This window comes from Burkholderia sp. AU18528, assembly GCF_002223215.2.
In the GTDB taxonomy this organism is placed as follows: domain Bacteria; phylum Pseudomonadota; class Gammaproteobacteria; order Burkholderiales; family Burkholderiaceae; genus Burkholderia; species Burkholderia semiarida.
Window position 1 is genome coordinate 1,792,842 of the sequence record NZ_NKFC02000006.1, and the last position, 16,018, is coordinate 1,808,859.

At 69.2% G+C, this 16,018-nt stretch carries 8 protein-coding genes; 4 read left to right on the forward strand and 4 right to left on the reverse strand.

Features of this window, described 5'->3' with window-relative positions; all coding sequences use genetic code 11:
- Positions 1–113: 113 nt before the first annotated feature.
- From CFB52_RS24970 to CFB52_RS34780, 3 genes are read left to right on the forward strand one after another with little or no spacing between them, the layout of a single operon-like run.
- The gene (locus CFB52_RS24970; RefSeq protein WP_059584573.1) at positions 114–776 is read left to right on the forward strand and encodes a response regulator; all 663 of its coding nucleotides are present in this window, start codon (positions 114–116) and stop codon (positions 774–776) included.
- On the forward strand, positions 773–2,149 hold the full coding sequence (locus CFB52_RS24975) for a cell wall metabolism sensor histidine kinase WalK (RefSeq protein WP_099317716.1): 1,377 nt from the start codon (positions 773–775) through the stop codon (positions 2,147–2,149). Before CFB52_RS24970 ends, CFB52_RS24975 begins: the two co-directional genes overlap by 4 nt.
- 19 nt (positions 2,150–2,168) lie before the next feature.
- A complete protein-coding gene (locus CFB52_RS34780) occupies positions 2,169–2,348 on the forward strand; it encodes a hypothetical protein (protein ID WP_180278253.1) in 180 nt (59 codons plus the stop codon).
- A gap of 834 nt (positions 2,349–3,182) precedes the next feature.
- Here the strand turns inward: CFB52_RS34780 and blaPEN-B are convergent.
- Positions 3,183–4,121, reverse strand: a complete 939-nt coding sequence (gene blaPEN-B / locus CFB52_RS24980) for a PEN-B family class A beta-lactamase (protein WP_089465705.1) — start codon at positions 4,119–4,121, stop codon at positions 3,183–3,185.
- Positions 4,122–4,257: 136 nt separating this feature from the next.
- Between blaPEN-B and penR the strand changes: the two genes are divergently transcribed.
- Positions 4,258–5,148 carry a beta-lactamase transcriptional regulator PenR gene (gene penR, locus CFB52_RS24985; protein ID WP_099317717.1) on the forward strand — a complete coding sequence of 297 codons (891 nt, stop codon included), beginning with the start codon at positions 4,258–4,260 and terminating at the stop codon, positions 5,146–5,148.
- 484 nt (positions 5,149–5,632) lie between these two features.
- On the opposite strand, the gene CFB52_RS24990 is transcribed toward penR, so the two are convergent.
- The 3 genes from CFB52_RS24990 to CFB52_RS25000 form a co-directional block, all read right to left on the reverse strand.
- A complete protein-coding gene (locus CFB52_RS24990) occupies positions 5,633–5,884 on the reverse strand; it encodes a hypothetical protein (protein ID WP_006482135.1) in 252 nt (83 codons plus the stop codon).
- Positions 5,885–5,980: 96 nt separating this feature from the next.
- On the reverse strand, positions 5,981–8,203 hold the full coding sequence (locus tag CFB52_RS24995; RefSeq protein ID WP_059584565.1) for an amylo-alpha-1,6-glucosidase: 2,223 nt from the start codon (positions 8,201–8,203) through the stop codon (positions 5,981–5,983).
- A gap of 155 nt (positions 8,204–8,358) precedes the next feature.
- Positions 8,359–15,459, reverse strand: coding sequence for an autotransporter-associated beta strand repeat-containing protein (locus CFB52_RS25000; protein WP_099317718.1), 7,101 nt, complete (start codon positions 15,457–15,459; stop codon positions 8,359–8,361).
- Between the last annotated feature and the right edge of the window lie 559 nt (positions 15,460–16,018).

The following is a 16,018-nucleotide window of genomic DNA, read 5'->3' on the forward strand; positions in this document are numbered from 1 at the left end:
ACGAGTACGAAACGAGGCCGCGCACCGCGCGCATTTAAGCCAGACCTAAGATGCGCACGCTTATCATGGGAACCCCGGGCGCCGCGGCGCCCCCGTTGAAGAGACACGAATCCATGCGCGTACTGCTCGTCGAGGACGATCCGCTGATCGGCAGCGGGCTCGAACAGGGCCTCAAACAGGAAGGCTTCGCGGTCGACTGGGTGAAAGACGGCGACGCCGCGTCGCTCGCGCTGCGCACGACCGGCTACGGGCTGCTGCTGCTCGATCTCGGGCTGCCGAACCGCGACGGCCTGTCGGTGCTCGCCGCGCTGCGCCGCCGCGACGAAAACCTGCCCGCGATCATCATCACCGCGCGCGACGGCGTGCCGGACCGCATCGCGGGCCTCGACAGCGGCGCGGACGACTATCTCGTCAAGCCGTTCGAGCTCGACGAACTGCTCGCCCGCATCCGCGCGGTCAACCGCCGCCATGCGGGCCGCGCGCAGACGACGCTCGCGATCGGCCCGCTGCGGCTCGATCCCGTCAAGCACCTCGTCTGGCTCGACGACGACGAAGTGCCGCTGTCGCCGAAGGAATTCGTGCTGCTGCACGAGCTGATGCGCGAACCGGGCGCGGTGATTTCGCGCGAACAGTTCGAGGAACGGCTGTACAGCTGGGGCGAGGAAATCGAGAGCAACGCGGTGCAGGTGCATATCCACAACCTGCGCAAGAAACTCGGCCACGACGTGATCCGCACGGTGCGCGGCGTCGGCTACCGGATCGGTGACGGCACGTGACGCGCGTGCAACGCGCGCTCGCGCGCTGGCGCAACGCGTCGCTGCGGCGGCGCCTGCTGACGTGGCTGATGCCGGCCGCCTGCGTGATCGGCCTGGTCGCGAGCGCCGGCACCTACTGGGGCGCGCTGCGCGAACTCGACGACCTGCTCGACGACCAGATGCGCAGCATGTCGAAACAGATCGTCGTCGGCCCGAACGGCGAGCTGTCGTTCAGCAACCATGCCAGAGGCAAGCACGGCTTCGAGGCGAGCGACCCCGATGCGGTGCTGCTGCAGGTGTGGCGCAACGGTACGCTCGTGTATTCGACCGACCGCGACTCGAAGCTGCCGCCACCCGCGCAGCAGGGCATCGCGAGCGTCGACGTCGGCGGCCAACCGTGGCGCACCTATGTGACGGAGCGCGGCGGCACGACGATCCGGCTCGCGCAGGCGCGGCATGCGCGCTGGGAAGCGATCGCGGGCATCGCCGTCCATCTGCTGTGGCCGGTGTTCTCGATGCTGCCGCTGCTCGCGCTGGGCCTGTGGTTCGGCATCGGCGCGGGGCTGCAGCCGCTGCGGGCGATCGCGGCAGGCCTGAAACGCAGGAATGCGAACAACCTCGAGCCGGTCGACGTCGCATCGATGCCGAACGAGGTCCGTCCGCTCGCCGAGGCGATCAACGACCTGCTCGCGCGCCTCGACCGCTCGTTCACGTTGCAGCGGCACTTCATCGCCGATGCCGCGCACGAGCTGCGCACGCCGATCATGGGGCTGTCGATCCAGTCCGAACTGCTGCGGCGCGCGGCGACCGCGGAGGAGCGCGAGCGCATCCTCGCGCAGATCCACGCGGGCACGACGCGCCTCGGCCACCTCGCCGAGCAGTTGCTGACGCTCGCGCGCCTCGAACCCGATGCGCAGGCGGCCGTCGCCGCGTCGGCGCCGGTCGATCTCGCCGCGCTGTGCCGCTCGGTGGTGTCGGACCGCGCGCGCGTCGCCGACGCGCACCGCATCGATCTCGGCGCGATCGTCGACGCACCGGTGATGGCCGCTGGCAATGCCGACACGCTGCACGTGCTGCTGAACAATCTCGTCGACAACGCGATCCGCTATGCAGGCGAAGGCGCGCGCGTCGACGTGTCCGCGCGCATCGACGGCGCGACGCCCGTGCTCGAGGTGGCCGACGACGGCCCCGGCATTCCGGAGGCAGAACGCACCGACGTGTGGGAGCGCTTCTATCGCGGCGAAGGCGCGCAGGCAGTCACGTCGTCGGGAAGCGGGCTCGGGTTGTCGATCGTCAAGCGGATCGCCGAACAGCATCGCGCGACCGTCGCGCTCGCGACCTCGCGCGGCGGGCGCGGGCTGACCGTCACGGTGCGCTTCCCGCGGCCGGCCTGATGCGCGGGCGGCGGGCGGCTTGTCCACAGATTATGTTGGCAAGCTTGTGGACAACCCCTCCATTAACGGCACCAAGCCGTTGATCGGAAAGGGTTTGTCATCGGTGCGCGGCAAACGCGCCGGACTGCGGCAAGCACGCGCTCACATCGGCCGCTTCACGCTGGCGGCCGCCGACGAAACCGACTTGCTCGTCGTCTGAAGGCCGACGCGGCGTTCATGAAGCGGCAGCCGGGATTCATCTCGACGCAGCCTCATCCAGAAGGTCGGCGTGGCCGATATCTGCACGGCGCGAGTCCGCGTGTGCGACGTGTGGCGGCGCGTGACATCGGCCGAATCGCGACCGCCGACTTCTCCACAGAAAATGTTGGCAAGCTTGTGGATATCCTGCGCACCGCGACGCTAAACCCTTGATCCGATGGACTTTGGCACGCGTGATGCAGACGCGGCGCACGTGATGGCCGTCGCGCGCACCCTTCGCCGCACATCGCGTCACGACGCCGCGACAACGGACGCCCGATCCCCGTCATGTCATGACCATCGCATGCGGACCGAACCTGCATCGCCCACTTACCCACAAATTTTGTTGGCAAGCATGTGGATAGCCTGCGCATACCGCGATCAAGCATTTGATCCGAAAGACTTTGTCCGCGCCGCCTAGAAAACGGCACACGGGCGGCCAAGCGCCGGTTGCATGCCGCTGCGGTACGTGATGCGCCGCCCGCCGTGCCGGCCGCGGTGCTTGTCCACAGATTGTGTTGGCAAGCGTGTGGATAGCCTGCGCATACCGCGGCCAAGCGCTTGATCCGAAAGACTTTGTCCGCACTGCTTCAAACGCGGCACGACGGCGCGCGCCGCGCGGCGCGCCCGCCGTTCGGGGGCTTGTCCACACTTTTTGTTGGCAAGCATGTGGATATCCTGAGCATGCGCGAGCTAAGTCGTTGATCGCACAACGTTTGGTCGCGCGGGTCACGACTGCGGCACGATGCGCCCGCGGCGTGCGCGATGCCTGTCGCGCCCTGCCGTGCCGCGCTGCTCAGCCGAACGTCCGCGCGACGATGCGTGCGACCGACGCGATCACGTCGTCCTTCGCCCGCGCATCGGCTCGCGTCTGCGTGTAGTACACGGCCAGCACGATCGGCGCGCGCGACGTCGGCCAGATGACGCCCGCGTCGTTCGTCGTCCCGTAGTCGCCGGTGCCGGTCTTGTCGCCGACCGTCCACCCGGCCGGCACGCCCGCGCGGATCCGCTTGTCGCCGACCTTGTTGCCGCGCAGCCACGTGACGAGTTGCTCACGCTGCGCGGCCGGCAACGCGTCGCCGAGCGTCAGCACGCGCAGGCTGGCGGCCATCGCGGCCGGCGTCGTCGTGTCGCGCGGGTCGCCCGGCAACGCGGTATTCAGTTCGGTTTCCCATCGATCGAGACGGAACGTGTCGTCGCCGATCGAGCGCGCGTAGGCGGTGACCGCCGACGGTCCGCCGATCAGCTTCATCAGCAGGTTCGCGGCCGAGTTGTCGCTGTACTGGATCGTGGCCTCGCACAGCGCGGCGACCGTCATGCCCGCGCCGACGTGCTTCTCCGATACCGGCGAATAGTTGACGAGATCGGCCTTCGTATACGTCACGCGCTGTTGCAGCAAGCCCGGTTGCTCGACGCTCCGCGCGAGCACCGCCGCGCTCAGCATCGCCTTGAACGTGCTGCAGAACGGGAAGCGCTCGCCCGCGCGATGCTCGATGACCCGGCCGCTCGCCGTGTCGATCGCGCACACGCCGAGACGGCCGCCCGCGTCGCGTTCGAGATCGGCCAGCGTCGTCGCAGCAGCAACAGGCGCAATGGCGTCCGCGGCAGCCGCCGCTGCCGCCGTGGCGGCGTCCGGCGCAGCGGCCTGTCGCGACGCGCATGCGGTGACGGTAAGAACGAGCGGCGCCGTCGCGGCGGCCAGCAACAGGGATCGACGTTTCGATGAGTAGGTCATGTCGGTTGTCTCGTGGTGGAATGGCGGCGAAACGTGGTTGGCGCGTTGAAAACGGCCGGCCGCCGAGGCAGCACTATCGGCACTTTACGGTTGCCTGACAAGCAACGATAATTGAGCGCTGACAAAAGAAATTCTTATGACGAAGCTTCGCCCTCATCTTCCGCTCAATGCGTTGCGCGCGTTCGAATCGTCGGCGCGCCACCTGAACTTCACGCGCGCCGGCCTCGAGCTGAGCGTGACCCAGGCCGCCGTCAGCCAACAGGTGCGCTCGCTCGAGGAGCGGCTCGGCTGCACGCTGTTTACGCGGCTGCCGCGCGGCCTCGGGCTGACCGACGAGGGGCGCGCGCTGCTGCCGGTGCTGAGCGACGCGTTCAGCCGCATCGAGACAGTGCTCAAGCAGTTCGACGGCGGGCGTTTCCACGAGGTGCTGACGCTCGGCGTCGTCGGCACCTTTGCCCTAGGCTGGCTAATGCCGAGGCTGAAGCAGTTCGGCGACACGCACCCGTTCGTCGAGCTGCGGCTGCGGACCAACAACAACGTCGTCGACCTCGCCGCCGAGGGCCTCGATTTCGCGATCCGCTTCGGTGAAGGCAACTGGCCGGCCACGCGCAACGAGCGGCTGCTCGATGCGCCGCTCACCGCGCTGTGCGCGCCGGACATCGCGGGGCGCGTCGCGCGGCCGGCCGATCTCGCGAACGAAACGCTGCTGCGCTCGTATCGCACCGACGAATGGCACGGCTGGTTCGACGCCGCGCGGCTCGAACCGTGGGCCGTCAACGGGCCGGTGTTCGATTCGTCCCGGCTGATGGTCGAGGCCGCGATGCAGGGTGCGGGCGTCGCGCTCGCGCCCGCGTGCATGTTCTCGCGCGAACTGCAGCTCGGCCAGCTCGCGCGGCCGTTCGACATCGACGTGCGCGCGGGCGGCTACTGGCTCACGTCGCTGAAGTCGAAGCCGCTGACGCCGGCGATGACGCTCTTTCGCGACTGGATCGTGGCGGAAGCGGCCGGTACGGCGCCGGGCGCCTAACGCGGCCGCGCTTGTCCACAGAAAGTGTTGGCAAGGATGTGGATATCCTGGGTACGCGGTACCTAACCCCTTGATCGCGCAAGCATTCGCGCGCCGACGCACGGCGCGGGCAGCCTTTGCACGCGGGCTTCGCGCACCGCTCGCATTCGGGCCGGATCCTCAACCCGTGCGACGCAATCGATTGCGAGTTGTCCACAGATTTTGTTGGCAAGCCTGTGGATATCCGCCAGATCGGACGCGTAACATCTTGATACACAAGGGGATTCCATCCATGGACCTTGACCGGTCAATGGCGTGGCACCGGAATGATTGTGGAACCGCGCGCCGCGCATGCGTGGCGCGCCCGGCCGAGGGCCGGGGCAGTTCTCCACAGATTGTGTTGGCAAGCGTGTGGATATCCTGCGTATCGGGCACCTAACTGATTGAGCGCACGGGGTTTTGTGCCGCGTGCGCAGAATCGGGCAGCGCCTGCGCCACCCGTACGTCAATGGCGGTCGAGCCCGCCGCGCAATTCGCTCGCCTTGTCGCGCAGCGCTTCGTAGCCCGAACGCGCATGCTCGGGCAGGTCGGGATCGCCGATCAACGCGCCCAGCGTTTCGATCAGGCTGAACAGAATGCCCTTCGCCGCGCCGACCGCGATGCTCTGCGATTCGATCGACTTGTGCAGGTGGTCGACCGCCGCTTCCAGATTCTCGAGCTTGTGCTCGCCGTCGTCGGGCCGGTTGTCGGTCGTCATCGTCTACCTCCGCCATTGTTCAAGGGTCATGTCACGATTCTATGCCGCCGCGCGCGAACGTGGCGCGACATCGCGCAACGTTCGCGCGGCGCCCCGCTACAGCACCGCGACCACCTTGACGCGGCCCGGCCGCTCCGCCGCCGCGACGACTTGCCCGTCGACCCGGCGGAACGTCAGCGACACGGTTTCGTCGCCGACGCGCAGCGCATCGATCCGCAGCCAGTCGACGCCTTCCGGCAATGCCGGGCGTTCGACGCGCACCTCGTGGCGCGACGCGTCGATGCTCACGCCGAGGCACGCCTGCAGCATCATGAACGGCGCGCCGGCCGCCCACGCCTGCGGCAGGCAGGCCACCGGATACGCGGTCGGCGGTTCGCCGCGTCGGCGCGGGAACCCGCAGAACAGTTCCGGCAGGCGCATCTCGAAGCTCACCGCCGCCTCGAACAGCGCACGCAGCAGGTTCACCGCGGCCGTCTTGTCGCCGTAGCGCGCCAGGCCGCGCGCGATGAGCGCATTGTCGTGCGGCCACACCGAACCGTTGTGATAGGCCATCGGGTTGAAGCGCGGCTGGCCGGCCGCCAGCGTGCGGATGCCCCAGCCCGTCTGGAACAGCGCCGAGCCGAGCACGCCGGCGACCGCCGCGCCGCGCTCGGCGTCGGGCAGCCCGAACGCAAGCAGATGGCCCGCGTTCGATGCGAACACGCGGCACAGCTCGCCATGCCCGTCGAGCGCGATCCCGTAGAAATCGCCTTCCGGCATCCAGAACAGCGCATCGACCTGGTCGCGCAGCGTCTTCGCGCGCAACGCGTAGCGCGTCGCGTCGGCCGCATGGCCGCGCCGGTGCGCGCACGCCGACATCGCGTCGAGCGCCGCGCACGCGTAGGCCTGCACCTCGACGAGCGCGATCGGCCCGTCCGGGAAACGGCCGTCCGCATGGAACACCGAATCGTGGCTGTCCTTCCAGCCCTGGTTCGCGAGGCCGCGCTCCGACGTGCGCTGGTAGTCGAGCAGTCCGTACGGATTGCGGTCGCACTTGTCGATCACCCATTGCACGGCCCGCTCGAGCGCGGGCCACAGCTCGTCGATCAGCGCATCGTCGCCGGTGCGCTCGGCATAGGCGCCCGCGAGCACGATGAACAGCGGTGTCGTATCGACGCCGCCGTAGTACAGCGCGAACGGCACCTCGCCCGTCGCGGCCATCTCGCTGCGGCGGAACTCGTGCATGATCTTGCCGGGCTCCGCGTCGCGGAACGCGGAGGTCTCGCGCGCCTGATGCTCGGCGAGAAAGCGCAGCACGCCGCGCGCGAGCGACGGCTGCAGCCACAGCATCTGCAGCGACGTGATGATCGCGTCGCGGCCGAACGGCGTCGAGAACCACGGAATGCCCGCATACGGGTACGGCCCCGTGTCGAGCTGCGTCGTGAGCAGCCCGAGATCCGCGAGCGAACGATCGAGCCACGCGTCGAACAGCGGATTGCCGGTGTTCACGCGCGCCATCGACTCGCGCCGTGCCCGCATCTCGCGATGCACGCCGACGAGCGCCGTGCGCAGCGCGACGCGGCCGCACCCGGGCCCTTCGCCCTGCGCGGGCCCGAGCGTCGCATCGACGGTCAGGTAGATCGACACGCACGCCTGCGCGGCGATCGTCAGCGTGTAGTCGGCACGATCGACCGACAGCGCGTCGGGCGCCGGCGAAAAATGCACGGTCACGTTGCGCTCCACGCCGTCGAGGCCGTCGTAACGCAGCCGCACCGCGCCCGCGTCGACGCGCGGCGCGCCCACCGTGCCGCGCTTGGGCCGCCGCGTGCCGCGCACTTCGAACATGTCCTTGAAATCGGCCGCGAACGACAGCGACAGCGGCACCTCGGCTTCGCTCGCGCCGTAGTTCGTCAGCGTCAGCGCTTCGTGCAGCACGTCGCCCGCGAGCACGCGCATGCGCTCGATATGGATCACGCCCTCGGGCGTCTCGTGGCCGCCGAGCGGCGGCAGCGGGCGGTTCGTCAGGTGCGCGGTGAACGACGCGTTGTCGGCGCTCGTCGCGCCCGACAGCAGCGACGGCGCGCGGCCGCCGAACGTCAGGCGCCACGTCGACAGCACGCGCATGTCGTCGACGAACAGGCCGTCGTCATGGCCGGCGATGTCGCCGAGCGCGTCGCTGACCACGAACGCGTCGCCGGATTTCAGCACGTACTGGTTGTTGCGCGCGAGGACCTGCGGATCGGCTTCGGGCGCGATGAAAGCGGGACCCGACGCGGTGGCCGGGGGAATCGGCGCGACTTGCGGCGCCTGCGTCGTCGTGGCTTCGGCGTGATTCGGCATCGATGCTCCTGTGTCGAGGCGCAACGCGCGGCGCGCGTCGCGTGTTTCGCACAGGATAGGCCAGAACGGCGAACGTGCGCAGCGACGAAACGGCCGCGGCGCCAGACGACGTTGCTTCGTCGCATGGCGCCGCGGACGGGCACGTCAGTCGCCGGTCAGAATTTCCACAGGATGTTGCCGAGGATCGCGTTGTCGCGCACGCCGCTGCCGTATTGGCCGCTGTACGTGAGGCCGAGCGTCAGGCGCTTCGTGATGTTCGCGTCGATGCCGGCTTCGAGCACCGCGCTGTCGCGAGCAATCGGCACGCCCGATACCTGGAACGACGTGCCGCCGTTCGCGAACGTGAACGCCGACGACGGCCGCACGTTGCCGAACGCATGCCGCCAGCCGACCGTCCCGCGCGCGGTGAACGTGCCGCTCGCGATCGAGCCGAGCTGCGACGCCGCACGCAGGCCGAGCGTCGAGAAGCCGACGTGGGCCGTCTCGCCGCCGGCGCGCAGCGCGGCCGCGCCGCCGGTTTCCGTATAGCCGTCGGTATGCAGGTTCACGTACGCGAGGCCCGCGAACGGTTCGATCGCGACCGGGCCGACCGGCAGCGCGTAGCCGACTTCGCCGAACACCTGCGCCGAATGCGCGTTGTAGCCGGCCGAGTCGTGATCCGAGAAGCCCGCGAAGCCCGGATACCGGTCGCTGTTGATGCGATACCACGTGTACGACGCGCCGCCGCGCACGCCGAGCGCGCCGTACTGCGCGCCGCCGTACAGCGACAGGTAGTAGCTGTTCACCGCCGCCGACGAACTCTGGTCGTTGTCGAGCGAGCTGTGCGTGACGCCCGCGGCCAGACCCGCACGCCACTTGTCGTTGAACGCCATGTCGGCGCCGGCGATGAAGCCCGTCATGCTGCGGTTGATCGACGATGCGTTGCCGTCGCCGGCGAGCCGGCTGCGGCCGCCGAACGCCTGCCCCCACACGACCGGCTGATAAGGCGTCCCGCCGTAGCACCCGTCGCGCGAACCGATCCGGCGCTCCGGCGGCAGCGTCGGGTCGGCCACGCCGGCCGTGTTGTCGCCGCACAGCGCGGCGCCGCCCGACGACAGCGCCGCGAGCGGGCCCGATCCGGGCGCGAGACCCTGACGGACGCGATCGGTCACCGCGTCGCGCACATAGCGGCTGTCGAGCAGCAGCATGCTCTTCAGGCTCGCCTGCAGTTCGCCGCCGAGCAGCCCGTACGCGCGGCGCGCGGTCGGCGCGTCGGCCGTCAGCACCGTGTCGTACAGCGGATTGCCGGTGCCGAGCGCGGCCACCGCGGTCGCGACCGAGCGTTGGTTCGGCGTGGTGGCGACGTCGGGCAGCGACGTGCCGTTCTGAGCCAGTTGCAGATACACGTGACCCGGATCGTAGCTGAGGGTCGGCGTGAGGAACGCATAGTTCGCGCTCACCTGGGTGAACGCGCCCTGCACGCCCGACGACGCGCTGAGGATCGTGTACGTCGTGCCCGGCTGATAGGTGCTCTGGTTCGCGAGCACCTGCACGGTGCCGCCATTCAGCGTCGCCGTGCCGCTCGCCGCGAGGCTGCCGCTTTGCTGCGGCGTGGCGGCGACCTGGAACGTCGAACCCGGCTGGAACGTGACGTTGCCGCCTACGTTCAGCGCGGCGCCCGGCTGCGTGGCGGCCGCCGTCGCGCCACCTTGCACCACGAGGCCGCCGATCGTGCCGGTGCCCGTCAGCGTCGCGCCGTTCTGCACGGTGACGGTCGACTGGCCGAGCGAACCGTTGACGGCGAGCGTGCCCGCGGCGACCGTGGTCGGGCCGCTCAGCGTGTTCGTGCCGGTCAGCGTGAGCTGCCCGCTGCCGGCCTGGGTCAGCGAACCGGTGCCGGACAGCACGCTCGCGATCGTCACGTTGCCCGATTGATTGACGATCAACGCACCGTTGTCGACGACGTCGCCGGCCACGCTGCCCGACGTGCCGCCGTTGCCGAGTTGCAGCGTGCCGCCGGCTGCGATCGTGGTGCCGCCCGTGTACGTGTTGGCGCCGGTCAGCACCTGCGTGCCGCTCGCCACCGTCACGCCGCCCGAGCCGCCGATCGTGCCGCCGAAGGTATTGCTGCCGCTGCCGTTCAGCGCCAGCGCGTTCGCACCGAGATTCACGTTCGTGCCGGCCGCACCCGACAGCGCACCGATCGTTTGCGTGCCGGTCGCGCCGCTCACGTCGAACGTCGCACCCGTGCCCGCGAGATTCACCGCGCCCGTCGATGCGAGGCTGCCGCCCGCGCCGAGCGCGAGCGTGCTGCCGCCGGCGATCGTCGTGCCGCCCGTGTACGTATTCGCACCCGTCAGCGTTTGCGTGCCCGTGCCGGCGAACGTCACGCCGCCCGTCCCGCCGATCGCGCCGCCGAACGTACCGTTGCCGCTGCCGTTCAGCGTCAGCGCATTCGCGCCGAGATTCACGTTCGTGCCGGCCGCGCCGGCCAGCGTGCCGATCGTCTGCGCGGCCGTCGCCCCGCTCACGTCGAACGTCGCCCCCGTGCCCGCGAGGTTCACGGCGCTCCCCGACGCGAGGCTGCCGCCCGCACCGAGGGCGAGTGTGCTGCCGCCGGCGATCGTCGTGCCGCCCGTATACGTGTTGGCCCCCGTCAGCGTTTGCGTGCCCGTGCCGGCGAACGTCACGCCGCCCGTCCCGCCGATCGCACCACCGAACGTACCGTTGCCGCTGCCGTTCAGCGTCAGCGCATTTGCGCCGAGATTCACGTTCGTGCCGGCCGCGCCGGTCAGCGTACCGAACGTCTGCGCGCCCGTCGCGCCGCTCACGTCGAACGTCGCCCCCGTGCCCGCGAGGTTCACGGCGCTCCCCGACACGAGGCTGCCGCCCGCGCCGAGTGCGAGTGTGCTGCCGCCGGCGATCGTCGTGCCGCCCGTGTAGGTGTTCGCCCCCGTCAGCGTTTGGGTGCCCGTGCCGGCGACCGTCAGGCCGCCGGCGCCGCCGATCGTTCCTCCGAACGTACCGTTGGTGGTGCCGTTCAGCGTCAGCGCATTCGTGCCGAGGTTGACGTTCGTGCCGGCCGCGCCGGTCAGCGTGCCGATCGTCTGCGCGCCCGTCGCGCCGCTCACGTCGAACGTCGCACCGGCGCTGGCGAGGTTCACCGCGCCGGTCGAGGCGAGGCTGCCGCCCGCGCCGATCGCCAGCGTGCCGCCGCCGCTGATCGTCGTGCCGCCGGTGTATGTGTTCGCGCCGGTCAGCGTCTGTGTGCCGCTGCCGGCCAGCGTCAGGCCGCCGGTGCCGCCGATCGCGCCGCCGAACGTGTTGCTGCCGTTGCCGCTCAGCGTCAGCCCGTTGCCGCCGAGGTTCACGCTCGTGCCGGCCGCGCCGGTCAGCGTGCCGAGCGTTTGCGAGGCGGTCGCGCCGCTCAAGTCGAACGTCGCCCCCGCGCCCGCCATGTTCAGCGCACTGCCGGACGCAAGGCTGCCGCCCGCGCCGAGCGCCAGCGTGCTGCCGCCAGCGATCGTCGTGCCGCCCGTGTAGGTGTTCGCGCCGGACAGCGTCTGCGTGCCGGTACCCGACAACGTGAGGCTGCCCGTGCCGCCGATCACCCCACCGAACGTGCCGCTCGCCGTACCGCCGAGCGTCAGTGCGTTGGCGCCGAGGTTCACGTTCGTTCCCGCGACGCCCGACAGCGCGCCGAGCGTCTGCCCGCCTGTCGCACCGCTCAGATCCAGCGCCGCGCCGGCACCGGCGAGATTCATCGTGCCCGTCGGCGCGAGGCTGCCGCCCGCGCCGAGTGCCAGCGTCCCCGCATTGACCGTCGTGCCGCCCGTATAGGTGTTCGCGCCGGTCAGCGTCGTGGTCGCCGCGCCGTTCTTCACGAGGCCGCCGCTTCCGTTGATCGCGCCGGTCAGCCCGAGATCGTTGCTGCCGCCGAGCGTCAGCGTCGAGCCGGTCGCGAGATTGACCGCATTGCCGACCGACAAGGCCGCATTCGTATCGAGCGTGGCCGCGCCGCCGACGGTCAGCGCGCCGGAACCCAGCGCCCCGCCGTTGCCGAGCACGAGGCTGCCGCTATTGAGGTTCGTGCCGCCGCTGTAGGTATTGACGCCGTTCAGCGTCTGCGTGCCGGTGCCCGACAACGTGAGGCTGCCCGTGCCGCCGATCACCCCGCTAAACGTGCCGCTCGCCGTGCCCCCGAGCGTCAGTGCATTGGCGCCGAGGTTGACGTTCGCTCCCGAGACACCCGACAGCGCGCCCAGCGTCTGCCCGCCCGTCGCACTGCTCAGATCCAGCGTCGCGCCGGCGCCCGCGAGATTCATCGCGCCCGTCGATGCAAGGCTGCCGCCCGCGCCGATCGCCAGTGTCCCCGCATTGATCGTCGTGCCGCCCGTATAGGTGTTCGCACCGGTCAGCGTCGTGGTCGCGGCGCCGTCCTTCACGAGGCTGCCCGTGCCGGCAATCGCGCCACCGAGCGTAAGGCTGTTGCTGCCGCCGAGCGTCAGCGCGGCGCCCGTGCCCAGATTGACCGCATTGCCGACCGACAAGGCTGCATTCGTATCGAGCGTAGCCGCGCCGCCGACGTTCAGCGCGCCGGCGCCCAGCGCCCCGCCGTTGCCGAGCACGAGACTGCCGCTATTGAGGTTCGTGCCGCCGCTGTAGGTATTGACGCCGTTCAGCGTCTGCGTGCCCGTACCCGACAACGTGAGACTGCCGGTACCGCCGATCACCCCGCCGAACGTGCCGCTCGCGGTGCCGCCGAGCGTCAGCGCGTTGGCGCCGAGGTTCACGTTCGTTCCCGCGACGCCCGACAGCGCGCCGAGCGTCTGCCCGCCCGTCGCACCGCTCAGATCCAGCGTCGCGCCCGCGCCCGCCAGATTCATCGCGCCGGTCGATGCAAGGCTGCCGCCCGCGCCGAGCGCAAGTGTGCCCGCATTGATCGTCGTGCCGCCGGTGTACGTGTTCGTGCCGGTCAGCGTCGTCGTCGCGGCGCCGTCCTTCACGAGGCTGCCCGCGCCGGCAATCGTGCCCCCCAGCGTAAGGCTGTTGCTGCCGCCCAGTGTGAGTGCGGCGCTCGCGTCGAGATTGATCGCATTGCCGACCGACAGGTTCGTGGTCGTATCGAGCGTCGCCGCGCCGCCGACGGTCAGCGCGCCGGTACCGAGCGCCGAGGCGTTGCCGAGTACCAGTCCGCCGGCGTTCAGCGTCGTGCCGCCCGCATAGTTGTTCGCGCCCGACAGCGTGAGCGCCGCCGCGCCGTTCTTCACGAGACCGCCGCCGCCGGAAATCACGCCGCCGAGGCCGAGATCGGTGCTGCCGCCGACCGTCAGCGTCGTGCCCGTCGCGATGTTGACGCCGTTCGCGAGCGACACGTTGGCAGTCGCATCGAGCGTCGACGAACCGTTGACATTCACCGCACCGAGGCCGAGCGACGTATTGCTGCCGACGACGAGGTTGCCGCCGTTCAGGTTGGTGCCGCCCGTGTACGTGTTCGCGCCCGTCAGCGATTGCGTGCCGGTACCCGACAGCGTCACGCTGCCCGAACCGCCGATCGTGCCGGCATAGGTGGCATTGATGCTGCCGCCGAGCGTCAGCGAATTGGCGCCGAGGTTCACGCTCGTTCCCGCGACACCCGACAGCGCGCCGAGCGTCTGCCCGCCCGCCGCACCGCCCAGATCCAGCGTCGCGCCGGCGCCGGCCAGGTTCATCGTGCCCGTCGACGCGAGGCTGCCGCCCGCGCCGAGTGCAAGTGTGCCCGCATTGATCGTCGTGCCGCCCGTGTACGTGTTCGCGCCGGTCAGCGTCGTCGTCGCCGCGCCGTTCTTCACGAGGCCGCCGCTTCCGCCGATCGCGCCGGTCAGCCCGAGATCGTTGCTGCCGCCGAGCGTCAGCGTCGAGCCGGTCGCGAGATTGACCGTGTTGCCGAGCGTCACGTTCGCGCTCGTGTCGAGCGATGCCGACGCGTTGACGTTCAGCGCGCCGGTGCCGAGCGACGAATTGTTGCCGACCACCAGGCCGCCGCCGTTCAGGTTCGTGCCGCCCGTGTAGCCGTTCGCGCCGGACAGCGTCAGCGTGCCGCCATCGTTCTTCGTCAGCGCGCCGCCGCCCGACACCGTGCCGGACAGCGTCAGACCGGTCGCGCCCTGCACCGTCAGGCCGCCCGCGCCGAGCGACACGTTGTTGGACACGTCGAGCCCCGCCGTGCCCGCCTGCAACGCACCGCCGTTGCCCGTGACGGTCCCGGTGCCGAGCGACGCGTTGTCGTTGATGATCGCCACGCCGCCCGTCAGCGTCGCGTCCTGCGCGGTGGACGCGCCGTTGATGGTCCAGTTGCCGCTCGTGACGTCGAGGTGATTGAAGTTGATGTAGTTGTTGACCGCGATCGTGCCGTTCGCCGCGGCGCCCTGCTGCAGGTTGAGCGTATTGTTGCCGCCCGCGCCGCCGTCGACGACGCCGGTTGCGGCCACGCCGAGCGTGACCGGGCCGATCGTGATGTTGAACGCGCCGCCGGTGCCGCCGGCCGTGTTGACCGACGAGCCCGTCACGGCATTGAACGTGTTCGTGCTGTTCGCCCCCATCGACACGCCGCCGTTGATCGTGCCCGAGTTGGTGAACGTATTGCCCTGCCCCGGCGTGCCGTTCGAACCGAGCGACACGCGGCCGGTGATCGTCCCGCTGTTCGTCATGTTGACCGTGCCGCCGCCGTATGCGGCGACCACCGGCGCATCGGCGCCGACGAGGGTCGCGCCGGGCAGTGGGGACGAGCCGATCGTGCCGGTGTTGTTGATCGTCGACGTGCCGCCCGTGCCGTTCTGGACCGACAGCGCCATGCCGGTCACGCCGCTGATCGCGACGCCGGTCGAGCCGTTCATCGTGCCGTTGTTGGTCACGGTCGTGGTGCTCGCCGCCGCGTTGCCGACCACCGCACCGCTCGACAGCACGCCGAGCCCCGAGCCGAGCACGGACGGGTCGATCGTGCCGTTGTTGGTCAGCGTGACGTTACTGCCGGTCAACGACATCGCCGTGCCGCCGACGCCGAGCAGCACACCGACGCTTGCACCGGGGTTGACCGTCGCATTCAGGTTGTTGGCGCTGTTCGAATAACTGGGCGCCAGCGGGTTCGCGGCGCCGGAGCAGGTCACCGTGGTGCCCGCGGTGCTGCAGGTCGCCTGGGCGGGAACGATGCCCGCGCCCGACAGCGCCAGAAACACGCCCGTGGGCAGCAACAGTCTCGGAAACGGCTCACTCGCTTTTCTCGAACGGGCAGGATTCATGCTTTCCCTCTTTATTGATTTCGGTTTTTGGTATGGGTATGAAAATCGCGGATAAAAGCGTCCTCCCCGGCAATCGCGATGCGCTGTCGGTTTATTCGTGATGATTGTTTTGATCGGCCCGGAAATGCGGCTGCGGAACTAGTCGAATGACATGGTGACGGCCCCTGTTTTTTTGCAGCGACTTTCTGGTTGATTTGATTACTGCCCGCTTTCGTCAGACTAGGCTATATCAAACTCAAACCGTTTTCCAGTCGATATTTTCCTGTCAGATCAACGGCCGACGGTTGTGTAGTTTTTTACTTTCTGACAGATGCGCAGCGATAACATGAAACACACTCTTCGCCGGCCTTCTTGATTTTTCGCAAAGACAACGATTGTTCCGCATCGGTGGAAACACCGATATATCGCCCCGATTCAATACACGCTGATTTTGCAGTGCAATATTCTTACCGCGACGAATGATCCATGCAGATAATCAACATCCGCTTAATAAATCGATCGGACCTCGATTATGGAACTGTCGGCGAAACTGTTTTGATTTTTGTCCCCTCAAGACATC

Excerpts from the sequence above, each read along its gene's own strand:
- penR (WP_099317717.1), top strand. The coding sequence starts at position 4,258 with ATGACGAAGCTTCGCCCTCATCTTCCGCTCAATGCGTTGCGCGCGTTC.
- CFB52_RS24990 (WP_006482135.1), bottom strand. The coding sequence starts at position 5,884 with ATGACGACCGACAACCGGCCCGACGACGGCGAGCACAAGCTCGAGAAT.
- CFB52_RS24995 (WP_059584565.1), bottom strand. The coding sequence starts at position 8,203 with ATGCCGAATCACGCCGAAGCCACGACGACGCAGGCGCCGCAAGTCGCG.
- CFB52_RS25000 (WP_099317718.1), bottom strand. The coding sequence starts at position 15,459 with ATGAATCCTGCCCGTTCGAGAAAAGCGAGTGAGCCGTTTCCGAGACTG.
- blaPEN-B (WP_089465705.1), bottom strand. The coding sequence starts at position 4,121 with ATGACCTACTCATCGAAACGTCGATCCCTGTTGCTGGCCGCCGCGACG.
- CFB52_RS24970 (WP_059584573.1), top strand. The coding sequence starts at position 114 with ATGCGCGTACTGCTCGTCGAGGACGATCCGCTGATCGGCAGCGGGCTC.